This is a genomic window from Amycolatopsis sp. VS8301801F10 (assembly GCF_046195355.1).
Taxonomy (GTDB): domain Bacteria; phylum Actinomycetota; class Actinomycetes; order Mycobacteriales; family Pseudonocardiaceae; genus Amycolatopsis.
On record NZ_CP176065.1, the window covers coordinates 136,702 to 154,258 of the forward strand.

A 17,557-nucleotide genomic window follows, 5' to 3' on the forward strand; every position below is an offset into this window, starting at 1 on the left:
AAAGCAGGTGCCTATTACGTAACCGACGTCACCCGCCGGGCTGGGAGGTGGGGCCGTTGGACGGGGGCGGCGTCGTGGGTTTGGCGGAGTTGTATTCCTTGGTGGCGGCGTCGAGCGCTTGGAGCGCGGCGCCTTGGTCGGCGAAGTTGCCGGACTGCTGTGCCGCCTTGAGCTTGGCGAGCGCGGCTTGGATGTCGGCGACCGCTTTGTCCATGGCCGGGTTGCTGCCGCCGGTGCTGGGCGGCGGCGGGGCGGTGCTGGAGGTCGGCGGGGTCGTGGTGGTGCCGGGTTCGCCTTCCTTCGGGGTGGTGGCCGCCGCGCCGGTGCCCTTGCCGAAGACCTGGTCGAGTGCTTCGTTGAGGGTGGACGCGAAGCCGATCTTGGCTCCGTAGGAGACGAGCACGCGCGCGAGCTGCGGGTAGCTCAGCTGGTTGCGCTGGCGGATGTAGACGGGTTCGACGTAGAGGAATCCGTCGGCGACCGGCAGCGTGATCAGGTTTCCGTAGATGGGGATGACGTTGGGGTTGTTCAGCAGGGTCCGGTCTTGGGCGACGCGGGGGTCGCTCTGGAACCGGTTCTGCACCTGGACGGGTCCGTCGACCTGGTTGGCGCCGCTGGCCGGCGGCAGCCGCAGGACGCGGATGGTCCCGTAGTCCTGCGGGTCGGAGGAGATGGACATCCAGGCGGAGAGGTATTGCCGTTGCAGGCCGGTGAGCGCGCTGGTCAGCTGGAACGTCGGCCTGCCTTCGCCCGCCGCGTTGGCGAGGACGTAGTAGCCGGGCTGGTTGGCGACGTTGGCTCCGGCCGTGGTGGAGCTGCCGTCCTCGGTCGGGTCCTGCGGGACGCTCCAGAACGCCTGCTGCGCGTAGAACTCCTGCGGGCTCTCCACGTGGTAGCGGGCGAGCAGTTCGCGCTGGATCTTGAACAGGTCCTCGGGGTAGCGGAAGTGGGAACGCAGTTCCGGCGAAATCTCCGAGCTGGGTTTCACGATGCCGGGGAAGACGTTCTCCCACGCCTTGAGGACGGGTTCGTTGTCGTCGATCGAGTACAGGTTCACGGTGCCGTCGAACGCGTCGACGGTCGCCTTCACCGAGTTTCGGATGTAGTTGATCGTGTTGTTCGCCTGTTTGGTGACGCCGTTGAGCGAGTCGTTGGTGGCCTCGCCGAGCTGCGTCTGCTGGGCGTACGGGTAGTTGTCGAGCGTGGTGTAGCCGTCGACGATCCACTGGATGCGGCCGTTGACCACCGCCGGGTACGGGTCGCCGTCGAGGGTGAGCCACGGGGCGACCTTCGCGACGCGGTCGCGCGGTTCGCGGTTGTACATGATCTTCGAGCCGTCGCCGATGGCGTCGGAGAAGAGGATCTTCGGTTCGCGGTATTCGGCGGCGAACATCAGCCGGTTGAACCAGTTGTCGAGCGAGACGCCGCCCTTGCCCTGGTAGAGGTAGCCGCGCTGGGCGTCGGTGTCGTATTCGCCGGGGGCCTTGCCCGGGGTGCCGCCGACGATCGCGTAGTCGGACTGGTTGGTCAGCTCGCCGTAGTAGATCCGCGGCTGGTCGACCTTGATCCCCGGCTGGCCGTTGACCGAGCCGGCGCCGGTGGGGTTGCTGGTGTCGCTCGTGGTCGCGATCGGGTAGCCGCCGTCGGAGTTCGAATCCTTCACCGCACGGTCGATCGTGTTCGCGGGCGCGGCCACGAAGCCGTTGCCGTGCGTGTAGACCATGTGCTTGTTGATCCAGTTGTTCTGGTTGCCGGTGAGCCCGTCGGTCTTCATTTCCTTGGCGGCCACGATGTAGTCCTGCGTGGTGCCGCCGATGGTGTACCGGTCGATGTCCAGTTTGGACGGGAAGCCGTAGAAGTTCTCGCGGCCGACGCGCTGGGTGAAGGTGTCGCTGAGGATGTTCGGGTCGAGCAGCCGGATGTTGGAGACCGTGCCGGTGTCGGCTTTCACCGCGTCCGCGGTGGTTTCGGTCTTGCCCGGGTACTGCTCGTATTTGACGTTGGTGAGGCCGTAGGCCGCGCGCGTCGCGTCCATGTTGCGCTGGATCGACGTCGCTTCCTTCTCGTTGGCGTTCGGCTTGACCGAGAACTGGTCGAGAATCGCCGGCCAGGCGACGCCGACGAGGACGCCGGAGAGGATCAGCAGGACCAGAGAAATCGCCGGCAGCTGCAGATTCCGCAGGAAAGCGCCCGCGAAGAAGGCGATCGCGCAGATCACCGAAATGCACAGCAGGATCAGCTTCGCCGGGAGCACCGCGTTGAGGTCGGTGTAGGTGGCTCCGTTGAACAGCGGCATGTTCCGGTCGGACAGCAGCAGGTTGTACCGGTCGAAGAAGTACTCGACCGCCTTCAGCAGCACGAAAAGCCCGACCGTGATGGCGAGCTGCGCGCGCGTCGGGCCGGCCAGCTGGCCGCCGCGGCCGGCGAGCCGGATGCCGCCGAAGATGTAGTGCGCGATCAGCGCGCCGAAGAACGAGACGACGACGGTGACGAACAGCCAGCCGAGCAGCCAGTTCACGAACGGCAGCGAGAAGGCGTAGAAGCCGAGGTCGATGCCGAACTCGGGGTCTTTCTGCCCGAACGAGGTGCCGTTCAGGAACAGCTGGATCGTCTGCCAGTCCCCGCTCGCCGAGGCGCCCGAGATGACGCCGGTGAGCACCGGGATGCCGATGCCGAAGAGCCGGATCCGGCTGACGATCACCGAGCGGTAGCGCGACAGCGGATCGTCGCGGCCGGACACCGGCACGAACACCGGACGCGTGCGGTAGGCGATCAGCAGGCTGACCGCCAGCGCCCCGCCGACCAGCAGCCCCACCGCGAAGAAGAGCACGATGCGGGTGACCACCTGCGTGGTGAACACCGACCGCGCCTGCAGCTCGCCGAACCACAGCCAGTCCACGTAGGTGTCGAGCAACCGGACGCCGGCCAGCAGGGCCAGCACGATCACCGCGGCGATGATGAGAAGGATCCGGCTGCGCCGGGACAGCTTCAGGCTCACCGGGGGCCGAGTCGCCACGGCAATGCTCCTGTCTTCGTGAACACGTTCTCCGGGGACAGCGGTGTCCCCCGTGACCTCTAACTCTACGGATGGTGCCGCGAGTTCCCGGGACCGCCCAAACCGGGCACGCGCGGCGCGTCGCGGGGACGCCTGACACGATGGTCGCCATGCCACCGAGTGAGCCGTCTGCCGCCCACCCTGTCGCCGGGCTGGCCCGGGAAGTCGAAGAGTTCGTCGCGTCCGCGGGCTGGAATCAGCCGCCGCAGTTGTTCGCGCTGGTGCCGACCGCGGCGCTGCTGGACGAGCAGCCCGAGCTGGCCGGTCAGCTCGACCGGGCGAACCCGCTGACGCCGGTGGCCCAGGAGGCGCTGCCGGACGGCGACCTCGCCGAATCGCTCGGCCGGATCGCGTGGCCGGAGATCGTGGTCGGCTGCGCGCTGGCGCAGGAGATCATCGTGCTGCCCCCGGACGCGGAGGCGGAACTCGAAGGCATCGCCGAGGCGGACGCCGAAAGCCTCCGCCGCGCCGCCGCGGACCACCCGCGCCGCACCGAGGCCCGGCTGGTGGCCGCCGTCCTGCGCGAAGGCGACGCGGCGTGCGTGATGCGGTTGCGCGGCGTCCAGCCGGGCGACGAGGACGAGACCGCGGTCGACGAGCTGGTGGAAAGCCCGGATCTCGCGCCGAACCTGGTGGAAGCGCTGAAGGCGACCCTGCAGCCCTGATCTCGCTCCGAAAACAGAAGGGCCCGGTGCTTCCGCAACGGGCCCTTCTGTTTTTGGTGGGGTCGGTCAGCAGTGCGCCGTCGGGCGACCGGCCTTCAGGTTGTCCAGCTGCTTGAGCGCGTCGTCCAGGTTGGTCACCTTGATCAGGTTGAGCCCTTCCGGCGCGGCCGATTTGGCCTCGGCGCAGTTGTGCTCGGGGACGAGGAAGTCGGTCGCGCCCGCTTCCTTCGCGCCGACGACCTTGAACGAGATCCCGCCGATCGGCCCGACCTGACCGGTTTCGCTGATCTCGCCGGTGCCCGCGATGTGCCGGCCGCCCGCGAGGTCGCTGCCCGGCTTCCCGGGCGGGGTGAGCCGGTCGATGATCGCGAGGGTGAACATCAGCCCGGCCGACGGGCCGCCGACGTCCTGCAGCGAGATGTCGACGGAGAACGGCGCGACCGCGCGGTCGACCGCGGTCAGCCCGAGGAAGCCCTGGGTGCGGTCGTCGCGCTGGGCGAGTGTGACCGGCACGGTGCGTTCCGGCTGGCCGAGGTGCTGGAAGGTGACCTGGACGGTGTCGCCCGGCTTGGTGTTGGCGATCGAGGCGGCGACCTCGCCCGCCTCGCGCACCTGCTTGCCGTTGACCGCGATGAGCTTGTCGCCGGGGGCGAGGATGTGGTCGGCCGGGCTGCCGGACACGATCTGCTTCGCGACGACCTGCACCGGGTAGCCGAGGTGGCGCAGCGCGGCGACCTGTGCGTTGCTCTGCGAGTTCTGCAGCTGCTGGATGTTCTCCTGCTTGACCTGCTCGTTCGTCTCGCCCGGCTTGTAGTACTCCTCGCGCGGCGCGAGCGCGTAGCGGCCGCTGGCCCAGAGGCCGAGCGCGGTGAAGAGGTTGATGCCGTCGTTGAGCGAGACGGTGGTCATCCGCAGTTCGCCGCTGGTGCCGTAGGTCTGCTGCCCCTTGACCTGGATCACCGGGTTGCCCGCGGCGTCGCGGCCGAGGGTGTCGTAGGTGGGCCCGGGGCTGATCGCGACATACGGCACCTGGACCAGAAACCCGGCCACGACGAACACCAGGAACAGCACGCCGCTGACCAGCATCGTCCATCCGCGGCGGGTCAGCCGCCGGTCGCTGCGGGCCGGCGCGCGCGACGGCTCGGCGCGGCGGGACTGGTTCGCGGTGTCCTCGTCCGGTTTTGTCACGAGCGACAGCGTACGGTGACTGTGTTCGCTTCCCGGTGAAGGCCACGGTTGACGCGCTGAGCCGGGTCGTACCCGCGTACGGTGGAGCTATGAGCAATCCCCCGTTCGGCTTCGGACCGCCCGATCCCGACAAGCGAGGCGACAACGACCCCTCGAACCCGGGCCAGCCCGGCGGAGCCGAGGCGTTCAACCAGCTCGGGCAGATGCTGAGCCAGCTGGGCCAGATGCTGAGCCAGGCGGGCTCGTCGAGCGGGCCGGTCAACTACGACCTGGCGAAGCAGATCGCACTCCAGAACCTGAGCGGGCGGGACGACGCCAAGATCGGCTTCGCGTCCGAGAGCGGCGGCGACTCCGCCACCGCCGTCCGCGACGCCGCGCACCTGGCGGAACTGTGGCTCGACGCGGCGACGATCCTCCCCGCGGGCGCGACCTCGACGGTGTCGTGGTCGGCGCGCACCTGGGTCGAGAAGACGCTGCCGACCTGGCAGCGGCTGTGCGACCCGGTGGCGCAGCAGGTGTCCGGGGCGTGGATGCAGGCGCTGCCCGAGGAGGCCAAGCAGGCGGCCGGCCCGCTGCTGTCGATGATGGGCCAGATGGGCGGGATGGCGTTCGGCTCCCAGCTCGGCAACGCACTGGCGCAGCTCGCGCAGGAAGTGCTCACGTCGACCGAGGTGGGCCTGCCGCTGGGCCCGGCCACGACGTCGGCGCTGCTGCCCGCGAACATCGAGAAGTTCACCGAGGGCCTGGAGCTGCCCGCCAGCGAGGTGCTGGTGTTCCTGGCCGCGCGCGAGGCCGCGCACCAGCGACTGTTCGCGCACGTGCCGTGGCTGCGGCAACGCCTGCTGGCGACGGTCGAGGAGTTCGCCCGCGGAATCACTGTCGACACCTCCGCGCTGGAGTCTTTGGCCGGAAGCATCGACCCGGCGAACCCGGCGAGCATCGAGGAAGCGATGTCGTCCGGCCTGCTGGAACCGCAGACCACGCCCGAACAGCAGGCGGCGCTGAAGCGCCTGGAAACCCTGCTGGCCCTGGTGGAAGGCTGGGTGGACGTGGTGGTGGCCGAGGCCATCGGCGACCGCCTCCCGGGAGCCGAGGCCCTGCGCGAAACGCTGCGCCGCCGCCGCGCGACCGGCGGCCCAGCCGAACAGACCTTCGCGACGTTGGTAGGCCTGGAACTGCGCCCGCGCCGGATGCGCGCCGCGTCTTCCCTGTGGAAGCTCGTCGGAGACCGCCACGGCCTCGAAAAACGCGACGGCCTCTGGTCGCACCCAGACCTCATGCCGACCGCCGAAGACCTGGACGAACCCCTGGACTTCGCCGACCGGATGGCCGAACAGCCAGGCCTCGAATCGGACCTCGACCCGATCGCGGAACTGGAACGCACGGAGAAGGCCGAGCGCGAGGCCCGAGAGGCCAAGGACGCCGACTCCGGGACCGAGAATTCCGGTGCCGAGCCCCCCACGGACGAGGGGAAGGGCGAGGGAAAGAAGGACGAAGGCAACTCCCCTTCCTGAGCCCCGCCTTCCCACCCGGCCACACCCACCGCGCGGACCGTCTCACCATCTTGAGACGGTCCGCGCGGCGTTTGCACGCCCAACATCCGCCGAGCATGCCCAGCCCCTCAGAGCTCTTTCACGGTCGATCCGCAGCTGCCTTCCACGGCTTCGCCCCGCAGCCGTTCACCACTCCGCCCTGCTGCCGCTCCCTGGCTCCACCCAGCCACCGCCTTCACGGCTCCACCTAGCCGCCGCTCACCGCTTCCCCCATCGCCGCCGTCCGGGACTCCACCCCACCGCCTCTGTCCACTCCATCGCCTCTGCCGTTCACCGCTCCAGCCAGCCACCGCGGTCCACGAATCCCGCCCAACCGCTGCCGTCCACGGGCCGATCCGTCCGCCGTCTCCCCGCAACTCCTCCCCATCGCTGCCGTTCACTCCAACGGCCTCCTCCCCACAACAACTCCCCACCGCTACCTTTCACGGCTCCATCCGGCGGTGCTATCCACAACTCCTCCCCCAGCTGTCCCCGACGGCTCCACCGCAGACGCCTTCCGGGCCCCTCCCAGCCGCGACCACCACCCATCCCTCCGGCACACGCGCCCAGCCCCAGCCAGCTGCTCCCGTCCGCACAAACCCCCCGATCGTCCGCGAAGCCGCCGCCCGCCCCGCGCAGCCCTCTCCTGCCCATCCCTGAGCCGCCCAGCACGCCCGGAGCCGCCGTCGCCTGCCTGCCCGAACCATCCCCACCCGCCTGCCCAGCCACCCCTCCCCAACCCAGCCCCCAGCCCCAGCCTCAGTCCTCCACCGAAATCCCCCACCCAGCAGCCGCCGAAAGCCCCTCCAAATACCCGATCGCCCGTTCCGTCTTCGGATACCGGTTCACCAGCTCCCAGAACGCCGCGTCGTGCCCCGGCTCCCGGAGGTGCGCCAGCTCATGGACCAGCACGTAATCCAGCACCCACTGCGGCACCCGCTGAAGCCGCTCGCTGACCCGGATCGTCGCGTCCACCGGAGTGCACGACGCCCACCTCGTCCGCATCGGCGGCACCCACCGCACGCTGGCCGGCAGCGCCTTCCCGTCCAGGTACTTCGCCCCGAGCATCGCGCAGCGCGCCAGCAACGCCGCGTCCGGCGCCTTGGGCGGCGCTGCCTTCCGTCCTCCCGAGCGCAGCAGCCTGCGCTCCATCTCCGCGACCCAGTGTTTCTCTTCCTTGCGCGTCATCCGTGCCGGGATCAGGACGACCAGGGTGTCGTCATTCCAGTACGCGGTGACCGTCCGGTGCCTGCGCTGGCTGCGCCGCACCTCGACCTTGTGTTGAGAAGTGTCCGACGGGGCGTTTTCGCCCCTGCCCCTCAGCGAGGGCGTCCGTGCTTCGACCACCCGACAACGGTAAGGCTCAGCACCGACAACTTGGAGCGCCGAAAGGTCACAGCCCAGACTTGTCCACAACAAGATTTCCCTGTGGACAACTCAGCTTCTCACCCGCGAGTGGCATTCCGGAGCTGCCAAGCTGACCGCATGACCTTGTCCAGTGTCCCGCCGCCGGACGTGCTCCTCCCGGCGTATCCGACGTTGCTTCCGGGCCTCCACGTGCTCGAACGCGACGGCGACGAGATCCAGTTCGGCCTCGACCCCCGCCACGGCGTCATCGCCGGCGGCCTGCCCGCGGCGATTGTCGACAGCGTGCGCAGGCTCGACGGACGCCGCGCGCTCGACGCCGTCCTGCTCGCTGTAGGCGAACACCGGGACCAGTTCCACCTGCTGCTGAAGCAGCTGACCGCACTCGGCCTGGTCACCGAAGCGGCGAAGAAGAACATGAAACGGGTCGAGACCGGCTTGTGGTCGCTGCGGGCCCGGCACTACCAGCCAGCTCTCACGGACCGGCGCTGGCAAAGCCTCATCGCGGTCCACGGGAGCGGACGGATCGCCGTGGCAGTCGCCGCGCTGCTCGCGACGTCCGGGGTCGGGCACCTCGACATCCGCGCGTCCGGCACGGTCACCGAAGCCGATCTCGGTTCCGGGTTCACCCCCGCTGAGCTGGGCCAACCAAGGCAACGGGCGATCCGGACCGTCGTCGCCCGAGTGGCGCCCGACGTCACCACCGCCCGCAACCAGCGCCGCCTCCCCGACCTCGTGCTGCTCACCGACACGCTCGTCCCGCCGCCGGAAGAAGTGGCCGAACTGGTCGACTCGGCCACCTCGCACCTGCCGGTCCGGGTGTGCGAGGGCACGGGCATCGTCGGTCCGCTCGTGGTGCCCGGCCGCAGCGCCTGCCTCCGCTGCTGCGACCTGCACCGGACCGACGCGGATCTGTCGTGGCCGAGGATCGCGACGCAGCTGGTAGGCCGGATCCCGCGGGCTGACCTCGGCGCCGTGCACGCGTGCGCCTCGCTCGCCGTCGCGCAGGCGATGCGGCTGCTCTCGCCGAGCGAAACCCCGCCCCCGGCTTGGAACGCCACGCTCGAGATCGACAACTTCGACGGAAAGGTGCACCGCCGGGTCTGGGAGCCGCACCCGGACTGCGGCTGCGGAGCGCCCGTTCCCGTCGAGGAAGGCCCCGCACCGGCGGAGGAGGCTGCCGAGGAGGTGCCGCAAGAGACGTAGCACACACCTGGGTGCCGTCAGCAAGCTGCGGGCTTCGTGCTCGCCAAGGCAGAATCGCAGAGTGACCGACTTTCGCGACCGTACCGGAGACCGCGATTCCGCCATGCCGCGCCGCGGCGCGGCCCGAACCGCGAAGCTGGCGAGCCTTCCTCTCGGCATCGCCGGACGAGCGGTGGGCGGCTGGGGCAAGCGACTGGCGGGGCAGAGCGCTGAGCAGGTGAGCGCGACGCTCTCCGCCAAGGCCGCTGAGCAGCTGTTCGAGGTGCTGGGCACGCTCAAGGGCGGCGCGATGAAGTTCGGGCAGGCCCTGAGCGTGTTCGAGGCCGCGGTGCCGGACGACATGGCGCAGCCGTACCGGGAGGCGCTCACGAAGCTGCAGTCGGCCGCGCCGCCGATGCCTGCCCGGCAGACCCACCGCGTGCTCGCCGAGCAGCTCGGCCGGTCCTGGGTCGGCCGGTTCGCGCACTTCGACGACGAGCCGGCCGCCTCCGCGAGCATCGGCCAGGTGCACCGCGCGACGTGGCACGACGGGCGCGAGGTAGCGGTCAAGGTCCAGTACCCGGGCGCGGACGAGGCGCTGCGCAGCGACCTGCGCCAGTTGCAGCGCTTCAGCAGGCTGTTCCAGGCTTTCATCCCCGGCACCGACGTGAAGCCGCTGCTCACCGAGCTGGCCGAGCGGATGGACGAGGAACTCGACTACCTCGCCGAGGCCGACAACCAGCGCGCGTTCGCGAAGGCGTTCGAGGGCGACCCCGAATTCCTGATCCCGCGCGTCGTGGCGAGCGCGCCGAAGGTGGTGGTCAGCGAGTGGGCCACCGGCACTCCGCTGGCCAAGATCATCTCGGACGGCGACCCGGCCACCCGCAACCTCGCCGGACGGCTGCTCGCTGAGTTCCACTACTCGTCGCCGGCGCGGGCACACTTGCTGCACTCCGACCCGCACCCCGGCAACTTCATGCTCACCAGCGACGGCAGGCTGTGCGTCATCGACTTCGGCGGGGTCGCGAAGCTGCCGCACGGAATCCCGCGGCACCTGGGCGAAATCACCCGGCTCGCCCTCGACGGACACTCCGCCGAACTGATGCGGCTGTTGCGCGAGAACCGTTTCGTGCGGGCAGATTCGTCGCTGGAAGCGGACGAGGTGCTGGCCTATCTCGCGCCGTTCACCGAGCCGCTGGCCGAGCCGACGTTCCACTTCACGCGCCGCTGGATGCAGCGGCAGGCGGGCCGCGTCGGCGACTCGCGCAGCAACGACTTCCACGTCGGCCGCTCGCTGAACCTGCCGCCGGAGTACCTGATGATCCACCGGGTCACCGCGGGCTCGACGGGCATCCTCTGCCAGCTCGACGCCGAGATCCCCGCTCGCGGCATCGTGGAACGCTGGCAGCCCGGGTTCGCCGCCTGAGTTATCCACAAGCCGGGTGGACAACGCTGAGTTGTCCACAGATTGCGCAGGGTGCTTTCGCGGAGTTGATCAACGCGTCATTCTCGAAGTATGACGACTACGACGAGCACTGACTCCCTCGCTTTCGGCGATCTTGTTTCCCACGGCGTACTCCACCGGCGGCACCTGCGGGTCGCGGGAATCTCAGACCGAAGAGCCGCACAGCTCTCCGGCCCGGGCGGCCCGTGGCGACAGGTGTACTCCGGCGTGTACCTCGTGCACGACAAACCTCCGAGCCGAGAAGAACTCCTGCACGCAGCCGTTGCCCGGTACGGCCGCGGAACCATCATCACCGGCACGGATGCGTTGTGCGCACACGGAATCAGCCATCCGCGCACGCCGGAGATCCATCTTTTGGTGCCGCACAACCGAAGGCCGGCCAACGAACCGAGCGTCATCACGTACCGCACCGCCCGGATGCCCAAAGCCGTCGTGATCGACGGCCTGCCCTACACAAGCGCCGCCCGCGCCGCACTAGACCTTGCCCGGCGGGAAAACGACCCGGACGAGATCGCGAGACTGGTCTCGCTGCCGTTGTATTGGGGCCTGGCAGACCGCGCCGAACTGACGACCGAACTGAACACGGGAAACCAGCGCGGTTCAGCAGCCGTACGCACGGTTCTGCGCAATCTCGACGACCAAGAAACCTTCGCGCACGGGCAAGCACTCCGGGTCCTCCAACGAACCCCGCTGCCGACCCCGCAATGGAACGTAGCAGTCTGCGACCGCCGCGGCCGCCGACTCGGCACCGCAGACGCTTGGTGGGACGAAATCGGCCTGGCATGGCGCTACCGCACCGCGGCGGGCCCGGAAGACTTCAGCCACCTAGCCCTAGCCGCGACCGGCACCGTGCTGTTCCGGTGCACCCCACGCCAACTCCGGGAATCCCCAGAGGAGATGAGCACAGAACTCCTGAACGCCTACCGCCACGCGGCGCGCACTCCGCGCCCGAAAGTGCGCGCCGTCTACAAGACAGGAAGTGCCGCATGACTCGAACCTGACGCCCGGATTGGGTGGAGCCGTTGCTTGCTATTAGCGCTCCGGTCAGTCCTCGCCCCTTCAACCCCGCGAACGTGGCTGGCATTCGGCGATACCAGGGCGGCAACCTTTGGCCCTCCAAACCTGGTTGCGCTCAAGGCGGGGATCCGGCCGGGCGAGGCATCGGGCCCGCGATCGCGTCGTAGCTGCGGACGCAATCCAGCGGCCGGGATTCACCACGCGCGCTGCCGCCGTCACGCCAAGACCGGCTCCGTCCAATCCGGGACGCCCGGGCATCCGCAAGGCCGATCGCTGCCGGTGCGCCGGATTCGGGCCGGGCGCGTCCGGGACCCGAACGCTCGCCAGCCAGCCCGCGCATCGGACCTGGTCACGCAACCCATCCAGACAGGACTTCATCCAACCCGGAACCCTCACCAGCCAGAGTCCCAAAACCCGGTCGCGCAGCCGATCGAGTCCGGGCCTCACCCAACCCGGCCCGAACGTTCGCCCGCCAGTCCGCGTCCCGGACCTAGGCGCGCAGCCATCCAGACAGGACTTCACGCAACCCGGCCCGAACGCTCGCCAGCCTGCGGCCCGGATCTGGTTTCGCGTCCAGTTCTGTCACCAGTACTCGTCGGGCAGCTTGCCCTCGATGTCCCGGACATGGGTGCGCGCGCAGTCCGGGCAGAGCCAGCGGTGTTCGCCGTTTTCCTTGGTGCTCACCCAGGCCAGAGTCGCGAGCGGATCGGTTTCGGCGGCGCGGGCTCGGCCGCACCGTGAGCAGGTGGGGTCGGGCGCGGTCATGGTCGGCGTCCGTGGTGCACGGTGCGTACGCCGAGCAGGAAGAGGTCTCGGCGGTTGCCGAGGTAGTGAGGGCTGTCCGGGTCGAGCAGGGCAGCGAGCGTCGCGCGGTCTTCGTCCGAGAGGTTCTCGGCACCGTGCGTCGCGAGACGGGAAAGGTGGTGGTGCACGTAGTCGGTGAGACCGTCCGGACCAGGGGCGGGGTGGTCCACCAGCGCGCTGAACGAGCTGACGTCAGCGAGTCCGGCGCGTTCGAGCGCGACTGTCCAGCCGTAGGGCATCGGCACGGCACCGTCGATGCCCTCGCGCATTCCGACGAACCATTCAGCCTGCGCGGCCTGCAACCGGTCCTCTAGGCCGGGCCGTCCGAGTCCGAGATCCCAAGGGAGGCAAGAAAAAGACAACCCGCCCTCAGCTAGCGCGACTACGCCGCCCGACCTCGCGACTGCAGTAAGCGTGCCAATCGCGGCCTGTTGGTCCGGGAGGTGGTGCACGACTCGCGACGCCCATACGAGATCCGCGGTGGGCAGCAAGTCGGGCAGGGAGCTGTCCGCGAGGTCGGCGACAACCGCCTGGACCTCGACTGCCGAGGCGGTGCCCGCGGCTGCTGCGGAATCCGGGCTCGATGGCTCAGTACTTAGGTTGAGCACCCGACCATTGGTGTGCGCCGAGCCGTTCTGCACACCGGCGGCGGCGCGGACGGCGAGTTCGGCTTCGTGAAGCAGTTCGGGAGTCGCGTCGACCAGGACGATGGTGCCACCATCGCGGGCGGCCAGGGCTTGGGCGAAGTGGGTGCTCATTCCGCCGGCTCCGCAGCCCAGGTCGATCACCGTCGGATTGGCGGGGAGTTTCGCGGCGAGGCGTGCGGCGATGGCGGCCTGGGCAGGAGCGTCGAGGGTATCGGCCGCGCGGAGGAGGGCGAGCCGATCAGCCCAGTCGATGTGGTCGTGCGTATGTCCGGACACGGGCTCATTGAACACCCGTCCGCGGTCCGGGACGAGAACGAGCCTGGACGATCCCCCGACGGACCTTCCAGGCTCGTTCCGGCTAAGTCGTGCGACGGACCGGTGCGCGGACGCTCTTGGGCTAAGCACCTGCTCGCGAAACCGACGGACGGTTGGATCGAGCGAAACCTGATCCCAGCCCCGCGGCTCATGGCCAGACGACGCGCGCCCAGTCGAGACCACGGCCTTGAGCTTCGCCGCGCAACTGGACACCGGAGCTGGCTCGCCGAACCGACCCGGAATCGGCGAAATCCGGATGGCCGGTGCTCCGCGGCGAGGACTGGAGGCAATCCATGCTGCGGACACCCACTCCGGACACAACAGCCGATCAGGCTACGGCTGAGTCGGAAACCGGCCCGCCCGACCGAGCGCGCCGCATTAGAGGCAAACCCGAACGGCCGACACCCGCCAGCCAGGACTGAAGGCACTCCTGACCGCGGGCACCAGCTTCCCGACCAAAACGGCCGACCAGGCTACAGCCGGGCCAGAAACCAGACCCGCCAGACCGACCGCACCGCACTAGCAGCGAAACCCGAACAGCTGGCACTCACCACCAGACCGCAGGCACCGACTCCCCGACCAAAACGGCCGCTCAGGCTACAGCCGCGCCAGAAACCAGGCCCGCCAGCCCGAACGCACCGCACTAGCAGCGAGACCCGGACAGCTGGCACTCACCACCAGACCGCAGACACCGACTCCCCGACCAAAACGGCCGACCAGACTACAGCCGCGCCAGAAACCAGACCCGCCCGACCGAACGCACCGCATTAGAGGCAAAGTCAAACGGCCGACACCCGCCAGCCAGGACTGGAGGCAATCCTGGCTGGCGGGCACCGACTCCCGGACACAGCGGCTGATCAGGCCAGACGCCAGGTCGAAACCCAGGCCCCGCCTAACCGAGCCCACCCGCATTAGTTGGGTGGCTGGTATCGCTCCGCTCGGCTGGTCGCCCAGCGGGCTACCCGCGACCAGCGGCGGGCGGCTCGTGCCTTGCGCCATGGGCGTTGGGCTTCGTGTTCGGTTATCAGGTCTCGTATTCGTGCTCGGGACAGTTCTTCGTGAAGCAACATCTTCGTGGTCTCCTGAAGCTTGTTCTGCTTGGGTTTCGGCTGTACGCGGACCGGTTTTCCGGTGCGGGCCTCGAAATCGCGCGTGGTGATGAGGTCGACGGTCATGCGGCTGCGCTCCGGGCTGCTGCGGCGGGTTCGAGGGCGGCGTTCTTGCGCGGACGGCCGCGGGGCCGCTTGCGGGCGATCACCGCGCCGCGTTCGAAGATTTCTCCTCCCCAGACACCCCACGGCTCACGCCGGGCCAGTGCTCCCGCGAGGCAGGCCTCGCGGACCGGGCAGGCGGCGCAGAAAGCCTTGGCCCGCTCGAGTTCCGCGGGCGATTCGGCGAACCACAGGTCCGCGTCTCGCGAGCGGCAGGGGAGTTCCGGCTCGGCGACCCCGTCGAGCAGGTCGCCGATGTCGAGCCCTTCGGCTAAGGGGCCCTCGGCGAGGGCGATGGCGGATGACATTTCCATGCTCCTTTGCGATGCGGTGGTGGTGTGGCGGTGGGCGATCGAACTGGACAACTTGTTCCTTCTTGTTGTGCAGCCACAAAAACACGAAGGCCGCGGATCCGGTTACCGGTTCCGCGGCCTTCGTGAGCCTTGAGTCCTGACGTCAGGTCAGGAACTTCGCTCCCGTATCGACAACGGAACACGGAACTGCTTGATGGTCGGCAGATCGACATCAACCTGCGGGTACGCGGCAACAACGGCGGCGCTCGCGAGAGTGATGCCGGCCGGGGCCCCGTTGCGCTCGATGCGACGCAAACCGTCGATGTGACGACGCGTTCCGTCGATGTGCGCGAACGTGGACACACCGGTGCCCTGGCGCGGGGCGTCAACGGTCGTGCAGACAGGCAGACCGGTGCCAGGGTTCGCGTACATCAGATTGCTGATCATTTCACCGGCACCGCCTTTCTCTGTCGGACTGCGCCGCCCGAGGCGGCAACCGTCGTGTTCTTCCCCAGACCGGGCTCTCGCCCGGGTGCCTACGCAGGTTATGCGCCCCGGCGCAACCGGGGCAACTTATTTTCCCAAATCTCTGCCGAAAAGCTGAAGATCGCCCCCGAGCTGCAGGTTCGCCGCACCGATCACCGCGAAGACGCGGTCAAGATCGCATCGACGACCGGACGACGTCGAGCACCTCGGCTCCGAACCGCTCGAGCTTCGTCGCGCCGATCCCGGAGATCGACACCAGCGCGCCGTCGTCGGTCGGGCGTTGCTCGGCGATCGCCATCAGCGTCGCGTCAGTGAACACGACGAACGCCGGGACTTTCAACTCCCGCGAACGCTCCCCGCGCCACGTCTTCAGCTTCTCCAGCAAATCCTCATCCACTGTGGACGGGCACTTCCCGCACCGCCCCAGCTTGACCTCCATGGTCTGCACCAGCGGACCGCCGCACAGCCGGCAGCGGGCCGCGTTCGACCCGGGCTTCGCCACCTGCTGCGAGCGGGCGACCCGCGCCGCCGGGTGGTCCTCCGGGATCAGCCCGTACAGGAACCGCGACCGGCGCCGGTTGCGTCCCCGGCCCGGCCCGCGCGAGAGCGACCACGACAGCGACAGGTGCTCCCGGGCCCGCGTGACGCCGACGTAGAACAGCCGCCGTTCCTCTTCGATCGCGGCGTCGTCGCCGTCCGCGTGCAGGATCGGCATCGTGCCCTCGGACAGCCCGACGAGGAACACCGCGTCCCACTCGAGGCCCTTCGCCGCGTGCAGCGACGCGAGCGTGACACCCTCGACGGTCGGCGGGTGCTGGGCCGCCGCGCGTTGTTCAAGTTCCGCGACGAAGCGCGGCAAGTCCGCATCCTCGACCGACGCCGCCAGCTCCTCGGCCAGCTCCACCAGCGCGAGCAGCGCGTCCCACCGCTCCTTCGCCGCTCCGCCCGACGGCGGCTGCTCGGTGAGCCCGACCCGCGCGAGCACCGAACGCACCGCGGTGACCAGTTCCAGCGAGGTGGGTTCCATCGACGCCGTGCGCAGGGCCGCCATCGCCTGCCGCACCTCGGTGCGCTGGAAGAACCGCTCGCCGCCGCGGACCAGGTACGGGATTCCGGCCTCGGTGAGCGCCTGCTCGTACGCCTCCGACTGCGCGTTCACCCGGAACAGCACCGCGATCTCGCTCGCCGGCACGTCCGCGTCGAGCAGTTCTCGGACCCGGCGCGCGACCGCGCTGGCCTCGGCGGCCTCGTCTTCGTACTCGGCGAACCGCGGCTCCGGACCGTCCGGCCGCTGCCCGACGAGCTTCAGCCGCGACCCGGCCGGACGTCCGCGCGCGGCGCCGATCACGCGGTTCGCGAGCGCGACGACCTGCGGCGTGGACCGGTAGTCGCGTTCGAGGCGCACGACGGTCGCCTCCGGGAATCGCCGCGTGAACTCCAGCAGCGACTTCGGCGAGGCACCGCCGAAGGAGTAGATGGTCTGGTTGGCGTCGCCGACGACGGTGAGGTCGTCGCGGCCGCCGAGCCACGCGTCGAGCAGCCGCTGCTGCAGCGGCGTGACGTCCTGGTACTCGTCGACCACGAAGCAGCGATACCGGTCGCGGAACTCGGCCGCGACCGCCTCGTGCTTCTCCAGCACCGCGGTGGTCTGCAGGAGCAGGTCGTCGAAGTCGAGGACCTGCGCGTTCGTCTTCAGCTCCTCGTACCAGCGGTAGACCTCGGCGACCTGCGCGACCGGCGCGGGAGTGTCGCGCTGCATCCGCGCGGCGACCGACGGGTAGTCGTCCGGCGAGACGAGCGACGCCTTGCTCCACTCGATCTCGCTCGCCAGGTCGCGCAGCACTTCGGTCTCGGTGCTCAGCCGGACGCGCTGGGCGGCCTGCGCGACGAGCCGGAACTTGTTGTCGATCAGATCCCACGGCCGGTCGCCGACGACCCGCGGCCAGAAGTAGCGCAGCTGACGGCGGGCGGCGGCGTGGAAGGTCAGCGCCTGCGCCGCGTCGACCCCGAGGCCGCGCAGCCGGGTGCGCATCTCCCCCGCCGCGCGCGTGGTGAAGGTGACAGCCAGCACCTGTCCGGCCGCGACGTGGCCCGATCGGACCAGGTGGGCGATGCGGTGCGTGATCGTCCGGGTCTTTCCGGTGCCCGCGCCGGCGAGGACGCACACCGGGCCGCGGGGGGCCGCCGCGGCGGCGCGCTGTTCGGGATCAAGCCCGTCGAGCAGGCTCGCGCGGCTCTGCCGGCTCTGGGGAGACGATGCGATGGCCACCCCGCGATCCTCGCAGAGGGGGCCGACGGATTCCCGGCCGGGCACGCGGCCGTATCCTGG

At 69.5% G+C, this 17,557-nt stretch carries 14 protein-coding genes; 5 read left to right on the plus strand and 9 right to left on the minus strand.

Annotated elements, in window-relative coordinates:
• Positions 1–28 precede the first annotated feature (28 nt).
• The gene (locus tag F9C11_RS00680; protein WP_409183019.1) at positions 29–3,016 is read right to left on the minus strand and encodes a UPF0182 family protein; all 2,988 of its coding nucleotides are present in this window, start codon (positions 3,014–3,016) and stop codon (positions 29–31) included.
• A 149-nt stretch (positions 3,017–3,165) separates the two neighbouring features.
• Between F9C11_RS00680 and F9C11_RS00685 the strand changes: the two genes are divergently transcribed.
• Entirely contained in the window at positions 3,166–3,720 is a 555-nt protein-coding gene (locus F9C11_RS00685) for a PPA1309 family protein (RefSeq protein ID WP_409183020.1), read from the plus strand.
• A 66-nt stretch (positions 3,721–3,786) separates the two neighbouring features.
• On the opposite strand, the gene F9C11_RS00690 is transcribed toward F9C11_RS00685, so the two are convergent.
• On the minus strand, positions 3,787–4,806 hold the full coding sequence (locus F9C11_RS00690) for a PDZ domain-containing protein (RefSeq protein ID WP_409186778.1): 1,020 nt from the start codon (positions 4,804–4,806) through the stop codon (positions 3,787–3,789).
• Between the two features lie 191 nt (positions 4,807–4,997).
• On the opposite strand from F9C11_RS00690, the gene F9C11_RS00695 reads away from it, so the two are divergent.
• Entirely contained in the window at positions 4,998–6,422 is a 1,425-nt protein-coding gene (locus F9C11_RS00695) for a zinc-dependent metalloprotease (RefSeq protein ID WP_409183021.1), read from the plus strand.
• Between the two features lie 777 nt (positions 6,423–7,199).
• Here the strand turns inward: F9C11_RS00695 and F9C11_RS00700 are convergent.
• Positions 7,200–7,709 carry a M48 family metallopeptidase gene (locus F9C11_RS00700; protein ID WP_409186779.1) on the minus strand — a complete coding sequence of 170 codons (510 nt, stop codon included), beginning with the start codon at positions 7,707–7,709 and terminating at the stop codon, positions 7,200–7,202.
• A gap of 216 nt (positions 7,710–7,925) precedes the next feature.
• Between F9C11_RS00700 and F9C11_RS00705 the strand changes: the two genes are divergently transcribed.
• The 3 genes from F9C11_RS00705 to F9C11_RS00715 all read left to right on the plus strand — a co-directional run bounded on the left by F9C11_RS00705 (position 7,926) and on the right by F9C11_RS00715 (position 11,445).
• Positions 7,926–9,011 (plus strand): ThiF family adenylyltransferase, encoded by a 1,086-nt coding sequence (locus F9C11_RS00705; RefSeq protein ID WP_409183022.1) that lies wholly within the window; start codon positions 7,926–7,928, stop codon positions 9,009–9,011.
• Between the two features lie 103 nt (positions 9,012–9,114).
• On the plus strand, positions 9,115–10,416 hold the full coding sequence (locus tag F9C11_RS00710; RefSeq protein ID WP_409186780.1) for an ABC1 kinase family protein: 1,302 nt from the start codon (positions 9,115–9,117) through the stop codon (positions 10,414–10,416).
• A 90-nt stretch (positions 10,417–10,506) separates the two neighbouring features.
• Positions 10,507–11,445 (plus strand): hypothetical protein, encoded by a 939-nt coding sequence (locus F9C11_RS00715; protein WP_409183023.1) that lies wholly within the window; start codon positions 10,507–10,509, stop codon positions 11,443–11,445.
• Positions 11,446–12,054: 609 nt separating this feature from the next.
• Here the strand turns inward: F9C11_RS00715 and F9C11_RS00720 are convergent.
• From F9C11_RS00720 to F9C11_RS00745, 6 genes are all read right to left on the minus strand, one after another.
• Positions 12,055–12,237, minus strand: a complete 183-nt coding sequence (locus tag F9C11_RS00720) for a hypothetical protein (protein ID WP_409183024.1) — start codon at positions 12,235–12,237, stop codon at positions 12,055–12,057.
• Positions 12,234–13,199 (minus strand): class I SAM-dependent methyltransferase, encoded by a 966-nt coding sequence (locus F9C11_RS00725; RefSeq protein ID WP_409183025.1) that lies wholly within the window; start codon positions 13,197–13,199, stop codon positions 12,234–12,236. The genes F9C11_RS00720 and F9C11_RS00725 overlap by 4 nt, the downstream gene beginning before the upstream one ends.
• 950 nt (positions 13,200–14,149) lie before the next feature.
• The gene (locus F9C11_RS00730) at positions 14,150–14,413 is read right to left on the minus strand and encodes a hypothetical protein (protein WP_409183026.1); all 264 of its coding nucleotides are present in this window, start codon (positions 14,411–14,413) and stop codon (positions 14,150–14,152) included.
• Positions 14,410–14,757, minus strand: a complete 348-nt coding sequence (locus tag F9C11_RS00735; protein ID WP_409183027.1) for a WhiB family transcriptional regulator — start codon at positions 14,755–14,757, stop codon at positions 14,410–14,412. Before F9C11_RS00735 ends, F9C11_RS00730 begins: the two co-directional genes overlap by 4 nt.
• Positions 14,758–14,910: 153 nt before the next feature.
• Entirely contained in the window at positions 14,911–15,189 is a 279-nt protein-coding gene (locus F9C11_RS00740) for a hypothetical protein (RefSeq protein WP_409183028.1), read from the minus strand.
• Between the two features lie 208 nt (positions 15,190–15,397).
• A complete protein-coding gene (locus tag F9C11_RS00745; protein WP_409183029.1) occupies positions 15,398–17,497 on the minus strand; it encodes an ATP-dependent DNA helicase UvrD2 in 2,100 nt (699 codons plus the stop codon).
• Positions 17,498–17,557 lie beyond the last annotated feature (60 nt).